Below are 15,464 nucleotides of genomic sequence, written 5' to 3'. Positions count from 1 at the left end.
TTTTATTTTCGGTTGGTTTTTCCGGAAGCATAAAATATATTTTGTGGCATAAGTTGATTTTATAAGGAACGACTAGCTAAAAGCTTACGGAGGGAAAATTAGAATCTGATTTCCGTAAGTCCTTTGATTTCAGCATTATATTCGGCAATCATTTGGGCGATGATTTGTCCAACCGGCTCGACCGTCCGTATCATGGATGCGGCTGCCCTGTTTTTGAGCACCTTAATTATCTATAGAACAGTTGGCGACTTGATTTTTATCCGAAGGCCTATAAAAAAACTCGTTTTTTTATGTAAGTTTGCTGCTGTCATTGATTTTCTGTTTTTTTTATGTATCAGCTTTTATTAGACCCTCTTTTCTTAGTGGAAGATCCGTGCTTAGAGCGAAAAAAAATCTATTCACGCGACTTTCTATTTTTAATCGTCTTCCTCTCCAGCCTTTCGGGCTGTAGCTTCTGGTATGAAACAGAGGACTATGCCCACGAATACGAGGAGGAATTAATGCGTATTTATAAAGATATTTCCAGTCAGAGGTTTGCATATACAATGCCGTTGCATGACATGCTAAATCGAAGCCTCAGTCTCTTGAATGTCGAGATGTTTGAAGAAGCCCGTCAATGTTGGTTAGATTGCTATATTACAGTGATTTCAGGTCAGAATATCTGCATCGATGGCAAGACGATGCGAAGCGTTAAGAAGCTTTTCTTCGATCTCCGATCTCACTTTGTTTCGGCTTATTCGCCACAAGATATGTGCAGTTTTTCGCAGCTTTACCTGAATCGTAAGGGTGATGAGAACAAGTCTGTTAAGAAATTCCTTGAGTTCCCAGATTTAGAGAATGGCATTGTTTCGATTGACGGCATAGGTGCTCGGACGAGCATTGTTGAGCAAATAGTGGACAATGGGGGTGATTATGCTTTGTGTGTCAAGGCCAATCAAGGTTTAAGTTCGCAAGAAACAGAGAGCTGCTTTTGCCTGATATTTGAGAAACCCATCAAGACAGAAGAATGGACCGAATTATTTCACGGACGGATAGAAATACGTCGCGATAAAAACATTGTCAACCTTTTGGATACCTTACCCAGTGAAATATTATCTCGTTGGCAAGGATTACGCTCTATACATAGGGTGCTTCGAAAAAAAACGGATAAAAAGAGTGGTAAGGCCGGTCATGAAATAGCTTACTATATCTCTTCGATGGAGGATTTGACCACTTTACGACAAGTTATTCGTGGGCATTGGGCGATAGAGAATAACCTTCATCACAGCTTGGATGTCTATCTCGGACACGATGCTTTCCGCAAAAGAAGCAGGCGAATGGCACAGATGATGGATATCATTCAGAAGATTAACGTGTTCTTTATACAACGATTAAAAACAGGGACGAAGTCTTCCATCCTCCGTATTCAGAAGAAGATCACTTGTTTTCCACCCCAACAAATACTGACACTCGAACTTTAATGCGTAAGACCTGGGGTAACATAGCTATTGTATCATGTGAAATCAGATGATGAAGCGCTTTACAGATATATATCGTACTTATTATCGGAAATCATTTCTGTTTGCTAAGTCGTATGTACATGATGACTTGGTTGCCGAAGATATTGCTTCTGAAGCGTTGATCAAATTATGGGAAACGATGAAACAGGAAGAAGTGCTTAAACCATTACCCTTGCTTTTAACTATTCTAAAACATAAATCACTCGATTATATGCGTAGTTGTCGGATACGAAACGAAGCTATCAGCTCCATCGAAGACTGGCAACAGCGCGAATTAGCTATTCGTATCTCTACGTTACAGGCCTGTGATCCGGATGAGATTTTTTCGGACGAGATTAATAGAATTGTACAGAATACATTGACAGATTTGCCGGAACAAACTCGCCGTGTATTTCAGATGAGCCGTTTCGAACATCTTTCTGTTAAGGAAATAGCTGAAAAGATGAATCTCTCTGTCAAAGGTGTCGATTATCATATATCCAAAGCATTAAAGAAATTGCGTATATCTCTGAGAGATTATCTACCGTTATTGCTATATCTTGTTCGTATTGTGATATTTTATCCATAGGAGGGAAATTTTTTTCTCCCTTTAGTGATAAGTCTTGTTGAATCGTCTTATTTATAAAGTATCGAAAATGGACAACAGGCTTATACAACGATATATATCCGGACATGTTTCAGAAGATGAGAAAAAGCAGATTCTTAACTGGTTGGAGGCTGATGAACAGAATATGCGTCATTATATGGCATTGCGGAAATTATTTAACTTTGAACTTTGGCGGAGAGAAGAGAAAAAAGAAACCACTTTTTCACGAAAGTTGACTCTTGAAATCTTGAAAATTGCGGCGGTCTTTATACTTTCTTTTTATATTGGAGGTATATTTTCAGATACTTCAGGAAAAGAGTCTGTGACTATGCAGTCTGTTTATGTTCCTATGGGACAGCATGTAGAGCTGATGTTGGCAGATGGATCTAAAGTATGGTTAAATGCAGGTAGTCGATTTTTTTTCCCGACTAGCTTTTCAGACGACGTACGTCAGGTGAAGCTTGAAGGTGAAGGCTTCTTTGAGGTAGAGACCGATAAAGAGAGAGCCTTCATTGTTTGTACGCCGGAATATAAAATCAAAGCGTTGGGAACATCGTTTAATGTGTTTGCTTATGAAGATACAGAATTGTTTGAAGCGTCGCTGTTGGAAGGAAAAATAGAAGTTTGTGATAATAATCGTATGCAACGCATCGCGTTGTCTCCTAATCAGAAAGTTTCCCTTGAGAATGGCCGGTTGAAGACTTTGCCGATTATGCATTCCGACTATTTTCTTTGGCGTGAGGGGATTATAAGCTTTGATAATGAGCCTGTTCTTGCAGTTATGCAAAAATTGGAGCTATATTTTGATGTAAAAATGAATATCATCAATGAGCAGGTCAAAGCCAACCATTATCATTATACGGGCAAGTTTCGGATGCGTGATGGACTGGAGCATATTCTTAAGGTGTTACAAATGAAAAAACGATTTACATACCAGGTGGATGAAGATACGAATACGATTGAGATCAAATAATAGAATGTTTCACCATGAAAAATAAAATGCCTATGAATTAAATGACCGAATAATAAAAGAAGGACGGTAAACATTTCAAAGCTTACCGGAGAAGAGATATCATCTTCTCACAAGTGTGTGTTAAATAAACAAATCGAAATACGAATAAGCTAAACACAAATATAATGAATCATTTAAAAACTAAGATATTTTTATCGCAACGAAGCCATTTGCTTCGTATTATGAACATAATAGTTGTTCTCTTATTTATATGTACGATCCGGGTATTTGCTGTTGAATCCGAAACGCAAAACGCTAAAATTACCTTGCAAGCAGGCCGGTCTTCTATAAAAAAAGTGCTGGGTGAAATAGAAAGACAAACGGGCTATCTGTTTGTTTACGATCGAAATGAAGTGGCAGTAGATCGGGTCGTATCCATGGAGGTTCACAATAAGCCGGTATCGGAAGTGCTACAACATCTTTTCGGTGATACGAATGTATCATACAGCATTGTTGGTACAAACATTGTCTTGACACCACGTACGAAGTCCGTAGAAACGGTTGCGATGCAGCAAAGCAAAAGAAAAATATCCGGCTTCATTACAGACGATGCGGGTGAGCCGATAATCGGAGCCAATGTGATTGAAAAAGGGAATCCTTCGAATGGAACAGTAACAGATATAAATGGAAACTTTATCCTGGAAGTTCAGGACGCAGCGGTTCTTGTCGTTTCGTATATTGGATACCATACGCGTGAAGTACCCACAAACGGACAGACAACCGTGAATGTTGCATTATCTGAGGATACGCAGGCACTTGAAGAGGTGGTGGTAGTAGGTTATGGAACGATGCGTAAATCTGATGTAACTGGCTCCATCTCTATTGCTAAAGGAGAGGATATGATGAAAGCTCAATCTTTCAGTGCCCTTGAAAATTTACGAGGCAAAGCTGCCGGAGTGAATATTTTCTCTAATTCCAGTCAGCCGGGAGCGTATGCAAGTCGTGTCGTCATTCGAGGGATGTCGACGATCAACTCGTCGTCTGATCCGCTGTATGTGGTGGACGGTGTCGTTATGGAAAATTTTAATTTGTTAAATCCAAACGATATAGAGAAAATGGAGGTGTTGAAAGATGCTTCCGCAACGGCAATTTATGGTGCGCGTGGGGCAAACGGTGTGATTATGGTTACGACCAAACGTGGAAATAAATCCGGCGACGGAACAAAAATCAGTTATCAAGGATCCGTCAGCATGTCGGCTGTTGCCCGCTACATGGATGTGCTGAATGCCGAAGAATGGTGCGAGACGTTTATGCAAGGTTTGGCTAATGAGAATAAATGGCAGGGAAAGAATTGGTCTTTGAATCGTGCAGAATGGTTTACAGACCGGAATTTTTTTGATGAAGCCGGTCGTCCGCTTTATGATACCAACTGGCAGAAAGAGGCTACGCGCACTTCGATATCGCACAACCATCAAATCAATATTCAGCAAGGCGGAAAAAACTCTTCGATGGGTGCATTCCTGAACTATACCGATCAGCAGGGAGTCGTGAACAATACCTATAGCAAACGCTTTAATGGTAAACTGACGTATGATGCAAATCCCGTGAATTGGCTTTCTACGGCCGTAAATCTGACGGTGAATCATACATGGGGAAGATACACTCCGGAAACAGGTGGCGGGCAGGAGGCACGTCGTACAATGATCGAAATGATTCCATGGCTACCCGTGCGAGACGGCAATGGTAATTATACGACTTCATCAACCTCTTCGATGGGCGAAACTTTCGGTTTCGAAGGGATGTCTAATCCTGTGATGATTCTGGATTTGCAAAAGCGTATGAGATATAATACGCAGATATTCGGAAACGTGGCCTTTACGTTTCATTTGTTCGATGGTCTCGACTTAAAGACACAGTACGGTATCGATGCTCATCAGCGGACGTATAAAGGCTATTCTTCTGTTTCATTGAATAATATTTCCATGCCTGACGGTTGGGCGGAGATCAATCATCGCAATACACTCTACTGGCAGGAAGAGACCTATTTGACATATAGTAAAGTTTTTGACAAGCACCGAATCAATGCGATGGTTGGGCTTTCATGGCAAGAGCGCACCCAGAATTATGATCGCTCTTTTACCCGTGGCTTCGACGATGATTTCTACGAATGGAACAATATGGGAGTAGGTACGACGCCTGACCCACCTTCTTCGAGCTACGACCGTTGGGCGATGAACTCTTACTTTTTACGTCTGGCTTATACTTATCATGATAAGTATTCGGCAACAGTGACTGCCCGTTACGACGGATCTTCCAGATTTGGTAAAAACAACAAGTATGCTTTTTTTCCCTCCGCCGGTTTAGCATGGAATGTCTCGAATGAAGATTTTTTGTCAGGTAATGAACTGTTAAGCAATTTGAAAGTGCATACCAGCTACGGTTTGACAGGAAACTCCGAAATAGCGACCTACAAATCCTTGGCCTCTGTTTCGGCTGGTACATTTTTGCTCGACGGTAAACGCGGTGCATATTCTTATATCAGCTCTATGGCTAATCCTGATCTTAGGTGGGAGAAAACGGCACAATGGGACTTCGGAGTGAACCTCGGACTATTCCGCAATCGGTTGAATTTCGATGTTTCTTACTATAATAAGAGAACAACCGATTTGTTACTTGATTGTCCGCTTCCTACAGCTACAGGCTATCGATCTGTTTTCAAAAATATCGGTTCGGTACAAAATCAAGGCTTTGATATCATGATTACCGGAATACCGGTTCAGACAAAAGATTTTAACTGGTCGACCACATTGAACTTGAATTACAATAAAAACAAGATTTTAGGCCTGGGGGACAATGACGAAGATATCCTTATGCACAGTTGGGTAGGTGGCTACGAAAGCATTCTTCGGGTAGGCGAGAACATGAGTAGCTTCTACGGTTACAAGCGTTTGGGAGTCTATACAGAAGAAGATTTTGCGGCCGGAGCATGCGAAAAGAAACAAATAGGCCGTGCTAAGCGTACGAAGAAGAAGGAAATTATTGGCAAAGGAATGCCGGATTGGACGGGGAGTTTGATCAATACGCTGACGTATAAAAATCTGGATTTAACGGTTGACTTCCAGTTTGTCTGGGGCGTCGAAACCATGCAGCAATTCTATCATTCTACTTACGATCGTTTTGGAATTACGAACGGGTTATCTAATATTTTATATGATGCCTATAACGGTACCAACCCCAATACAATGCAGCAGGCCGTATATCTGATGAACAGCGGTCATGCCGGTCAGGATACTACTGTTGATTCGCAGTGGATTAGTGACGGTTCTTATCTGCGTGCCAATGTTATTCAGTTGGGCTATACATTTACGCCTCGAAGCTGTCGGTTTATGCGCCTCGGAGCGTTACGTGCTTATGCAAGTGTCAATAATGCATTTTTAATCTGTTCGGGCGATTTCAAAGGATACGATCCTGAAAGTACGTCTCAAGGTGATGGAGATAAGTTCGGGCAGAACATGACGTTTTTCTCTTATCCGCGTGCAAGAACTTGGACGGTAGGGCTTAATGTGACATTTTAATTAATTAATAAAAAGAGAAGTGTAATTATGAAAAAGATTCTATACACGCTTTTAAGCGTGAACTTGTTCTTCTTGATGGGTTGTGAAGGCTTTCTGGATGAAAATCCCAAATCATCGAAAACTGCTGGTGACTATTATAAAACCGAATCACAGGCAGTTGCGAATGTAAATTATTTATATCGAAATGGTGCGCCTCGTCGAATTTCACATGCTGCAAGTGCCTATATCGGTCCGAACGTTTCGGTCAATGGGATGCTGACAGGATATTTCACCAACAGCTATGAAGGACAGGAAATTGTTTGTAAATATGCACGTGAACTAACACGACAGGAACATACAAGTACGATCTCCAATACGGTGGATAATGCGTGGGACAATTGCTATGCTTCGATCAACGTGGCTAACGGGGCAATTGCTTATATCCCCAAAATCAAAATGGATGCTGCGAGAGCTGCTAAACTGGTCGCTGAAGCAAAATTTTTTCGGGCATTCAATTATTTTTACTTGGTGAAGTTTTTTGGAGCTGTTCCGATGCCGACTGATCCATACGAATCGCTGGATAATCTTTATCTGAAGCGTACCGAAGTTGAAGCTGTGTATCAATTAATTGAGGCAGACCTGAAAGAAGCTGTTTCGGTTCTTCCGGCTGTCAAATTTGCAGATAACGGACATCGCATTACTAAGTTTGTTGCTGCCATGATGCTAACCTCTGTCTATATGCAGCAGGGCAAGTATGTCGAGGCTACCGAATATGCTAAAATGGTCGTAGCTTCACCTCATAGTCTGACGAAGAATGAAGATTTGGGTGGTAATAGTGCTTATAATAAACTGCGTTCGACAGATGATTTGGATGAAGTAATTTATGCTCAGGAATATGATGCCGCGATAAACAACGGAAGTTGGTGGCCGACCTATGCATTTTCTTCGAGTGCAACAAAGGCATTTAATACGTATTCCATCTTTGAGAGAGTATACGGGCCAACCAATCGATTTTTGAATGTTTATGAAAAGACAGACCTGCGTATTCAGCCGAATCAGTTTTTTCATTGGAAATACGTGAATCCGAAGACCGGTGCGGAGTGGGAATCGACAGAGCTTGCCGGATGTTGGTATTATTTTGACGAAAATGCGCTATTGAATACAGGTAAAGCAACTAAAGACTGGAATTTCTTCCGTTATGCCGAAGCATTATTGGATGCGGCTGAAGCCATTGCACAAAGTGCTGGTGTAAATGCAGAAGCCGCAGGATATCTTGCTCAAATCAAGGCGCGTGCAAATATGAGTGGAAAAACAGTGGAGGCATTTACGGCTGAACTTCAAGTGCTCTCTAAAGAGGCATTCATCAGAGAGTGTTGGACAGAGCGCTTGCGCGAATTTCCATTGGAATTTAAAATCTGGGATGATTGTGTTCGCACGGGAATGTTTCCTGTGATTTCGGAAACAGAGCCCGGCAAAGTAGAATATACGAATTTAGTAGGTGCTAAGAATGCCTCAGGAGCTACGTTTAAAGAATCCGATTTACTTTGGCCCCTGTCTGTCGATGAATTACAGCGTAATCCGAGCCTGACACAGAATCCGGGGTATAAATAATGATTTTAGCGATATCTGTATGTTTAAATGATTATTAGACGTTTTATTAACGAAGGATAATCATTCTCGTTTTAGAGGGTGTGTCAAAACGCAATGTTTGGGCACACCCTCTTTAGGGGTAGGAGGTATAAAATCATTGCCTTGCGTGTCGGCCTGTGTGAAAAATGTATCTAATCGCTTATCTTTGCAGGTATGAAAATGTTTTACCCATTATGATAAAGATGAAAAAGAACATAACATTTGACACCATTAAACAATCGAAAGAGATACGGACATATATTAAGCAGGCTGACGCTTCGCTCGAAGCAATCGGGTACACCGAACACAGTTTTGCACATTGTACGAAGTGTGCCGAAGTAGCTGGCGGTCTACTGAAAGATTTGGGATTTAGCGATCACGAGGTCGATTTGGCAAAGATTGCCGGTTATATGCACGACATTGGCAATGTCATCAACCGTACCGACCATGCGCAGAGCGGTGCCGTGATGGCTTTCCGCATCCTCGACAAGATGGGGATGGAGCCTGAAGATACGGCTACTGTCATTACGGCTATCGGCAATCATGACGAAGGAACGGCTTTCCCCGTCAACGAAGTTGCAGCAGCTCTGATTATTGCGGACAAGACCGATGTGCGTCGCAGCCGGGTGCGTAGTCGGGCAACCATCAAAGAAGATATTCACGACCGGGTGAACTATGCCGTGGTCAAGTCGAAACTTCGGCTCGATACCCGGGCGAAGACCATCACGCTTTTTCTTGAAATCGATACGAAAATATGTGCCGTGATGGATTATTTCGAGATTTTCATGACCCGGATGCTTCTCTGCCGTAAAGCAGCTGATCGTCTGGGGCTTCATTTCAAACTCAATATCAATGGCGGAGCCATTCTTTGAAAATTCTGCTTTGCTGCGTCGCGCAAGTTTCGGTGCTCAGTCCGGGAGAAGTCGTCGTTTCACGAGGACAACGTATACGGCACACACAAGAATCGGTTTTATTGTTTTTTAAACATGTTTATTGCGATATATTCCTTACCTTTGGGCTACTGATCTTTTAAATATTCACCCAAATTAAATGACGATTATGTTTAACAAAAAAATTGAAACGGCAATCAACAATCAAATTAATGCCGAATTATGGTCGGCCTATTTGTATCTATCCATGTCGGCCTACTGCTACGACAACGGGTATAACGGTATCGGTAACTGGTATCAGGTACAATTCAAGGAAGAGCAGGATCACGCTATGATTCTGTTCAATTATGTCATCTCACGCGGCGGACGCGTCACCCTCAAACCGATCGAAGAAGTTCCGACTACTTGGGATTCGCTGCTGAACTCTTTCGAGGAAACGTTGAAACACGAACGTGTTGTGACCGGTCTGATCAACGACTTGTATACGTTGGCGCTGCAAGAGTCCGATTATGCTACTCAAAGCATGCTGAAGTGGTTTATCGACGAGCAGGTCGAAGAAGAAGAAACAGCGCTCGAGATCATCAATAACCTGAAGATGATAAAAGACAACGGCTATGGACTGTATATGCTCGATAAGGAGCTATCGGGACGTACGTATAAAATGGCCGCTCCCCTTACGAAATCGGGAGAATAACACTCCGTTTGAGGGTAAACCCATCCGGCAGGGAACCTGCGCAAGTGGTTTTGTTTCTTGTCGACAGAAAAAAGGAGGTGTCGGAAAACATAATCCGGACACCTCCTTTCCATGTGCGATAAAATATGAAAAAACCTCGTTACAAAAGGCTGAAAGCTACCGTAAGACCTGCCATGACAATCGCTACCATCGACATCAGTTTGATCAGAATATTCAGAGAAGGCCCTGAGGTATCTTTAAACGGATCGCCTACCGTATCGCCTACCACCGTTGCTTTATGCGCTTCCGAACCTTTTCCGCCATAATGACCTTCCTCGATGTATTTCTTGGCATTGTCCCAAGCGCCACCCGCGTTAGCCATGAAAACAGCCAGCACGAACCCGGCACCCAATCCGCCGACTAACAACCCCATAACTCCGGCTACCCCGAAGATGATCCCGACAAGTATCGGTGCGATAATCGCCAATATCGAAGGGAACAGCATCTCACGTTGTGCTCCCTGGGTCGAAATCGCTACGCAACGCGCATAATCGGGTGTTGCCTCTCCCGTCAGGATGCCTTTGATCTCACGGAACTGACGCCGCACCTCTTCTACCATCTTGCGAGCCGCACGACCGACGGCATTCATCGTCAGACCACAGAAGAGAAAGGCCATCATCGACCCGATAAAGACGCCGATCAGGACTTTGGGATTCATCAGATCGACTTGATAATATGCCATAAAGTCGGGGATGGTCGCTTGTGTTACTTCTACCGTGCGTCCGGCAATATCGATCGTCGTCGTGCCGATATGCTGTAATCCGATCTTCACTTCCTCGATATACGAAGCCAGTAAGGCCAGCGCCGTCAGCGCCGCCGATCCGATCGCGAATCCTTTGCCCGTTGCCGCCGTCGTATTGCCGAGCGCATCAAGTACGTCGGTACGTTGGCGTACGTGCGGTTCGAGTTTACTCATCTCGGCATTTCCTCCCGCATTGTCGGCAATAGGTCCGTATGCGTCCGTTGCCAGCGTAATTCCCAAAGTCGATAACATCCCGACGGCAGCAATACCGATGCCATAGAGTCCCAGACTGAGGTTCCCGGCGGTTAACAGATTGGCTGTGTCGAAGCCCGTAGCGCAGAGAAAAGCCAGAATAATGGCGCAGGTGATGGTAAGGACCGGGATCGCCGTCGAAACCATACCGATACCCAAGCCCGAAATGATAACCGTTGCCGGGCCTGAGTTCGAACTGTGAGCGATCGATTGCGTCGGCTTATGTGAGTGGGAGGTATAATATTCGGTCGACTGTCCAATAATCACGCCGGCGATCAACCCTACAACCACCGAGCACGAAATACCGAACCAGTTGGGCATTTGCAGCAGATATAAAATACCGAAGGCTGCTACGGCAATCAGCACCGAACTCAAGTTTACCCCTGTGCCGAGTGATTTGAGCAACTGCTGCATGCCTGCTCCCTCCTTCGTCCGAACGGTATAAATACCGACGATCGAGAGCAGAATACCGGCGGCAGCGATCAGCATCGGAGCAAGTACGGCTTTCGCTTGCAGGTTTGTGCTGCTGTAAAATGCCGATGCACCGAGTGCGGCTGTTGCAAGGATCGAGCCGCAGTACGACCATTAAATAATAATGGTAAACGCCGAACTGTGTATCGCGTAATTTGGGTTTATGGAGGGAAGAGTGGGAGGGGTAAGGGGAGGGGGGGGGCAGTGTTTTATAACGGGTTAACTACTTCGTTGCTTGCGGAATGAGAGCTCAGTCACATACGTTAGTATGCTCCCTTGCTCTCATCCTTAGCGCCTTGCTTTTCACCCATTCTTACACACCTAAAGAAGGGCAAGCATTGCGTTCCGGCACACCATATATATAGGAGTAAAAAAGATAGTTCAATATACTGTTACGACATTCGGCTCTTGTAATCTTCGTAGGTGAAGGCGCGCAACATGTCGAGTGTTCCGTCTTCACGGAGCATGGCCAGCGAAGGATGCTGAATACCGTTGAACATCGTCGTTTTGACGGTCGTATAATGAATCATATCTTCGAAGATCAGCGGGTCGCCGATATGCAGCGCACTGTCGAACGACCAGTCGCCCATAAAGTCACCGCTCAGACAGCTACAGCCGCCGATGCGGTACGTCGGTTTGCCCGGAACGGCATCCGTCGCATGGCGAACGGCCGGTTTATAGGGCATCTCGAGGCAGTCGGGCATGTGGCACGTGAACGACGCATCGATAACGGCCGTTTCGATGCCGTTGTTTTCGACGAGGTCGACGACCGTTGTCCGCAGAAACCCCGTCTGCCAGAAGAAGGCGCTGCCCGGCTCCATGATGAGCTGCAAATGCGGAAACTTGGCTTTAAACTCTTTTAATAATCGGAGAAGGAAATCGATGTCGTATCCTTGGCGGGTCATCAGATGGCCTCCGCCCATATTCAGCCAGCGGACTTGCGACAGCCATCGGCCGAAGCGCTGTTCGACAGCCTGCAACGTGTTTGCCAGATCTTGCGCGGACGATTCGCAGAGCGTATGAAAATGAAGTCCTTCGATACCTTCGGGAAGCCGGTCGGGCAGTTTGTCGGAGGTGATGCCCATCCGCGACCCCGGCGCGCAGGGATTATACAGATCGGTAGCGACGTCCGAATATTCGGGGTTGATGCGTAATCCGCACGAGACGCGACGACCGTCGGCAACGACCATCGGGTAAAATCGTTCGAACTGTGATAACGAGTTGAACGTGATATGACTGCTGCATTTCAACAGGTGCGGAAAATCGGCCTCCGTATAAGCCGGCGAGTACGTATGTGCCGGAGTGCCCAGCTCTTCGTAAACCAACCGCGCTTCGTACACGGAGCTGGCGGTGGCATACGGAATATATTCGCGTACGATGGGGAAAACTTTCCACATGGCGAACGCTTTCAGCGCCATAATGATTTCGATTCCGGCGCGTTCTTTCACGTCTTTGATGAGCGTCAGGTTACGTCGTAAGAGCGATTCTTCGATCACGTAACACGGCGAAGGGATGGTCTGTATATCCATTGTTTTATTTGATAACCGTTATTTTAGCATATTTTAAAAGCAGTGTGCGGCTGCCCGAATAATCGAAATGGACTGTTGCTTTGGCGTCGCCTCCTTCTCCTTCCAACGACACGATTTTTCCTTTTCCGAAACGTTCGTGCCGGATCGTATCGCCCACGTGCAAGCCGTTCAACGATTCGACTCGTTTTACGGTTTCTACCTCCTTGTGCTCGATACGCTTAAAGCGTGTCGGAGGAGGCGTGTTCCGGGTTGGCTGCGGAGAGTAAGACGCGCGGGAACAGGCCGGTTCGTAGCGCTGTGCGTCGATCGGCTGGCGGATCATGCCCGAATCGTCCGGCCGATGCAGATACATTGAGTCGATATCGTCCAGAAAATGGCTGGGCGAACTGATTTGGTGCTGTCCGTTGCGGAAACGGCTCTTGGCGTAGGTGATGATACAGTGGCGTTTGGCACGCGTGATGGCCACATAAAACAGTCGCCGTTCCTCTTCAATAGCGCGCAGGCTGTCCATGGCCATCGACGAGGGAAAAAGATTCTCCTCCATGCCCGCGATAATCACATGGTCGAACTCCAACCCTTTGGCCGCATGAACGGTCATCAGGGTGACTTTGTCGGCCTCTTCTTCTTTATCGGTGTCTTGATCGGTGAGGAGGGAGACCTCCATCAGGAAATCGGCCAGCGACACGCGTTCGTTGCCTTCTTCGCGCTTGTTCTCGCAAAACTCGTGAATCGCTTTCAGCAGCTCCTGCATATTCTCCTGCCGGCTGATGCCTTCGACCGAACGGTCTTGAAAGAGCTGCGCCGCGATGCCGCTTCGTTTGATGGTAAGCTCCGCCATCTCTTTGGCCGGCAGACGCGTCGATTCCGTCATCAGCTCTTCCATCAGCGTTTGAAATTCGCGGAGTTTGCGTGCCGTTCCTTCGTGGATGGGGACGGTGTAATCGGCCGGATGCGAAAGTGCCGTCCATACACTGACCTGATGCCGGTCGGCGGCGCTGAGCAATTTGCTGACCGTCGTGTCGCCGATGCCTCGCGCCGGGTAGTTGATGATCCGTTTGAGCGCTTCCTCGTCGTGCGGGTTGACGATGACCCGGAAGTAGGCGATCAGGTCTTTGATTTCCTTACGCTGGTAAAACGACTGTCCGCCGTAAATTTTGTAGGCGATGTTTCTTTTCCGGAGCGCTTCTTCGAGGATACGCGACTGCGCATTCGTGCGATAGAGCACGGCAAAGTGGGCGTAGGCGCTCCGTTCGTTCATCCGCAGTTCGAGGATCTGCGAGGCGATCAGATACCCTTCTTCATAGTCCGAATACGCCGAAAGGACGCGTATCTTGCTGCCCGGCTCGTTTTCGGAGTAGACATGCTTGGGAATTTGCCCTTTGTTTTTATGGATGAGACTGTTGGCCGCATTGACGATGTTTTGCGTCGAACGATAGTTCCGTTCCAATTTGAACAGGCGATAGTCGGGGTACTGATCTTTGAAGCGCAGCATGTTGTCGATGTTGGCTCCGCGAAACGAGTAGATACTCTGGGCATCGTCGCCGACGACGCAGATGCGCCGGTGCTTCTCGCACAGACGCGTCACGATCAGGTGTTGCGCAAAATTCGTATCCTGATACTCGTCTACCAGCACATAGCGGAACAGTTCCTGATATTTTTCCAGCACCTGCCGATGGTCGCGAAACAGCAGATTCGTCTGTAGCAGCAGCTCGTCGAAATCCATCACGCCGGCCTGATAGCAGCGGCTCTGGTAGCGCTTGTAAATCTCGTGGAGCGCGGGGACTTTCGACTTCGTATCGTATTCGATCAGCTCCCTGTTTCGTTCGTACGCCTCGCAGGTGATGAGCCTGTTCTTCGCGTTCGAGATGCGACTCTGCACCATGCCCGGCCGGTAGGTCTTCTCGTCGAGTTGCATCTCTTTGATGATGCTGCGGATCAGGTTCTTCGAGTCGGACGCGTCGTAGATCGTGAAATCCGGCCGATACCCGATCGCTTCGGCCTCGCGGCGCAAGATACGGTAGAAGATGGAATGAAACGTACCCATGCTCAGCCGACGCCCCAGCGACTCGTCCGTCAGCGTAGCGATACGGTGTTTCATCTCGCGAGCGGCCTTGTTCGTAAACGTAAGCGCCAGAATGCTGTAAGGGGCCAGTCCCTGTTCAAGCAGATGAATGATTTTGTACGTCAGGACGCGCGTCTTGCCCGAACCAGCACCTGCCACTACCATGGCCGGACCGTCGCAGTACAACACAATTTCACGCTGATTATCATTTAACTCGTCTAATATGGAATGGTTCACCTTCGTTGCTTTTGCTATTCGGCATGCAAAGATATAGTATTTCCGGCAAAAAACATGATCGCCCCCGTCGCGGCGTCGTATCGCCCGAATCCTCTCCTGCTTGCGCGGCGCAGTATCCCCTATCGGGGGATGGTTCGGAAGAGTATTTCGATACGTTCGGAACCTGACGAAGGGTGGTTCGGAACGTACCGGAAGGACGTTCCGAACGTATCGGCAGGTGGTTGGGAACGTATGGGCGAGTGGTTCGGAACCTCCCATGGATACGTTCCGAAGCAGGTGTCGGGTAGTTCGGGAACGTACCCGGAGTAGTTCCGAGGTCAACGGTGAG

The 15,464-nt window shown here is 46.3% G+C and carries 11 protein-coding genes and 1 pseudogene; 8 read left to right on the top strand and 4 right to left on the bottom strand.

Features of this window, described 5'->3' with window-relative positions; genetic code table 11:
- Positions 1 to 98: 98 nt before the first annotated feature.
- Entirely contained in the window at positions 99 to 221 is a 123-nt protein-coding gene (locus EII41_RS14575; protein ID WP_260425569.1) for a hypothetical protein, read from the bottom strand.
- Positions 222 to 329: 108 nt separating this feature from the next.
- Between EII41_RS14575 and EII41_RS11610 the strand changes: the two genes are divergently transcribed.
- The 7 genes from EII41_RS11610 (at position 330) to EII41_RS11580 (ending at position 9,804) form a co-directional block, all read left to right on the top strand.
- A complete protein-coding gene (locus EII41_RS11610; protein WP_124790718.1) occupies positions 330 to 1,460 on the top strand; it encodes an ISAs1 family transposase in 1,131 nt (376 codons plus the stop codon).
- Positions 1,461 to 1,506: 46 nt separating this feature from the next.
- Complete coding sequence (locus tag EII41_RS11605) at positions 1,507 to 2,067, top strand: RNA polymerase sigma-70 factor (protein WP_124790717.1); 561 nt, start codon at positions 1,507 to 1,509, stop codon at positions 2,065 to 2,067.
- A gap of 67 nt (positions 2,068 to 2,134) precedes the next feature.
- Positions 2,135 to 3,058 (top strand): FecR family protein, encoded by a 924-nt coding sequence (locus tag EII41_RS11600; RefSeq protein WP_124790716.1) that lies wholly within the window; start codon positions 2,135 to 2,137, stop codon positions 3,056 to 3,058.
- A 164-nt stretch (positions 3,059 to 3,222) separates the two neighbouring features.
- Positions 3,223 to 6,612, top strand: coding sequence for a TonB-dependent receptor (locus EII41_RS11595; RefSeq protein ID WP_411292604.1), 3,390 nt, complete (start codon positions 3,223 to 3,225; stop codon positions 6,610 to 6,612).
- 27 nt (positions 6,613 to 6,639) lie between these two features.
- Entirely contained in the window at positions 6,640 to 8,202 is a 1,563-nt protein-coding gene (locus EII41_RS11590) for a RagB/SusD family nutrient uptake outer membrane protein (protein ID WP_124790714.1), read from the top strand.
- Positions 8,203 to 8,423: 221 nt separating this feature from the next.
- The gene (locus tag EII41_RS11585) at positions 8,424 to 9,092 is read left to right on the top strand and encodes an HD domain-containing protein (RefSeq protein WP_124790713.1); all 669 of its coding nucleotides are present in this window, start codon (positions 8,424 to 8,426) and stop codon (positions 9,090 to 9,092) included.
- Between the two features lie 187 nt (positions 9,093 to 9,279).
- Positions 9,280 to 9,804: a ferritin gene (locus EII41_RS11580; protein ID WP_124750537.1), complete on the top strand. Its 525-nt coding sequence runs from the start codon at positions 9,280 to 9,282 to the stop codon at positions 9,802 to 9,804.
- Positions 9,805 to 9,943: 139 nt separating this feature from the next.
- On the opposite strand, the pseudogene EII41_RS11575 reads toward EII41_RS11580, so the two are convergent.
- From EII41_RS11575 to EII41_RS11565, 3 genes and pseudogenes are all read right to left on the bottom strand, one after another.
- A pseudogene (locus EII41_RS11575) lies at positions 9,944 to 11,419 on the bottom strand (sodium-translocating pyrophosphatase); the annotation flags it as partial.
- 281 nt (positions 11,420 to 11,700) lie between these two features.
- Positions 11,701 to 12,837, bottom strand: a complete 1,137-nt coding sequence (gene nspC, locus EII41_RS11570) for a carboxynorspermidine decarboxylase (RefSeq protein ID WP_124790712.1) — start codon at positions 12,835 to 12,837, stop codon at positions 11,701 to 11,703.
- A 4-nt stretch (positions 12,838 to 12,841) separates the two neighbouring features.
- On the bottom strand, positions 12,842 to 15,136 hold the full coding sequence (locus tag EII41_RS11565) for an ATP-dependent helicase (RefSeq protein WP_124790711.1): 2,295 nt from the start codon (positions 15,134 to 15,136) through the stop codon (positions 12,842 to 12,844).
- 54 nt (positions 15,137 to 15,190) lie between these two features.
- Here EII41_RS11565 and EII41_RS11560 point away from each other — a divergent pair, with 54 nt between their 5' ends.
- Positions 15,191 to 15,445, top strand: coding sequence for a hypothetical protein (locus EII41_RS11560; RefSeq protein WP_124790710.1), 255 nt, complete (start codon positions 15,191 to 15,193; stop codon positions 15,443 to 15,445).
- Positions 15,446 to 15,464 lie beyond the last annotated feature (19 nt).

Origin of the sequence: Tannerella forsythia (genome assembly GCF_003860135.1) — a bacterium.
Classification (GTDB): domain Bacteria; phylum Bacteroidota; class Bacteroidia; order Bacteroidales; family Tannerellaceae; genus Tannerella; species Tannerella forsythia_A.
Note: the sequence above shows the minus strand (reverse complement) of the source record. Positions and strands in the feature narration are given on the sequence as shown.

Excerpts from the sequence above, each read along its gene's own strand:
- EII41_RS11600 (WP_124790716.1), top strand. The coding sequence starts at position 2,135 with ATGGACAACAGGCTTATACAACGATATATATCCGGACATGTTTCAGAA.
- EII41_RS11595 (WP_411292604.1), top strand. The coding sequence starts at position 3,223 with ATGAATCATTTAAAAACTAAGATATTTTTATCGCAACGAAGCCATTTG.
- EII41_RS11590 (WP_124790714.1), top strand. The coding sequence starts at position 6,640 with ATGAAAAAGATTCTATACACGCTTTTAAGCGTGAACTTGTTCTTCTTG.
- nspC (WP_124790712.1), bottom strand. The coding sequence starts at position 12,837 with ATGGATATACAGACCATCCCTTCGCCGTGTTACGTGATCGAAGAATCG.
- EII41_RS11560 (WP_124790710.1), top strand. The coding sequence starts at position 15,191 with ATGATCGCCCCCGTCGCGGCGTCGTATCGCCCGAATCCTCTCCTGCTT.
- EII41_RS11580 (WP_124750537.1), top strand. The coding sequence starts at position 9,280 with ATGTTTAACAAAAAAATTGAAACGGCAATCAACAATCAAATTAATGCC.
- EII41_RS11585 (WP_124790713.1), top strand. The coding sequence starts at position 8,424 with ATGAAAAAGAACATAACATTTGACACCATTAAACAATCGAAAGAGATA.
- EII41_RS11605 (WP_124790717.1), top strand. The coding sequence starts at position 1,507 with ATGATGAAGCGCTTTACAGATATATATCGTACTTATTATCGGAAATCA.
- EII41_RS11610 (WP_124790718.1), top strand. The coding sequence starts at position 330 with ATGTATCAGCTTTTATTAGACCCTCTTTTCTTAGTGGAAGATCCGTGC.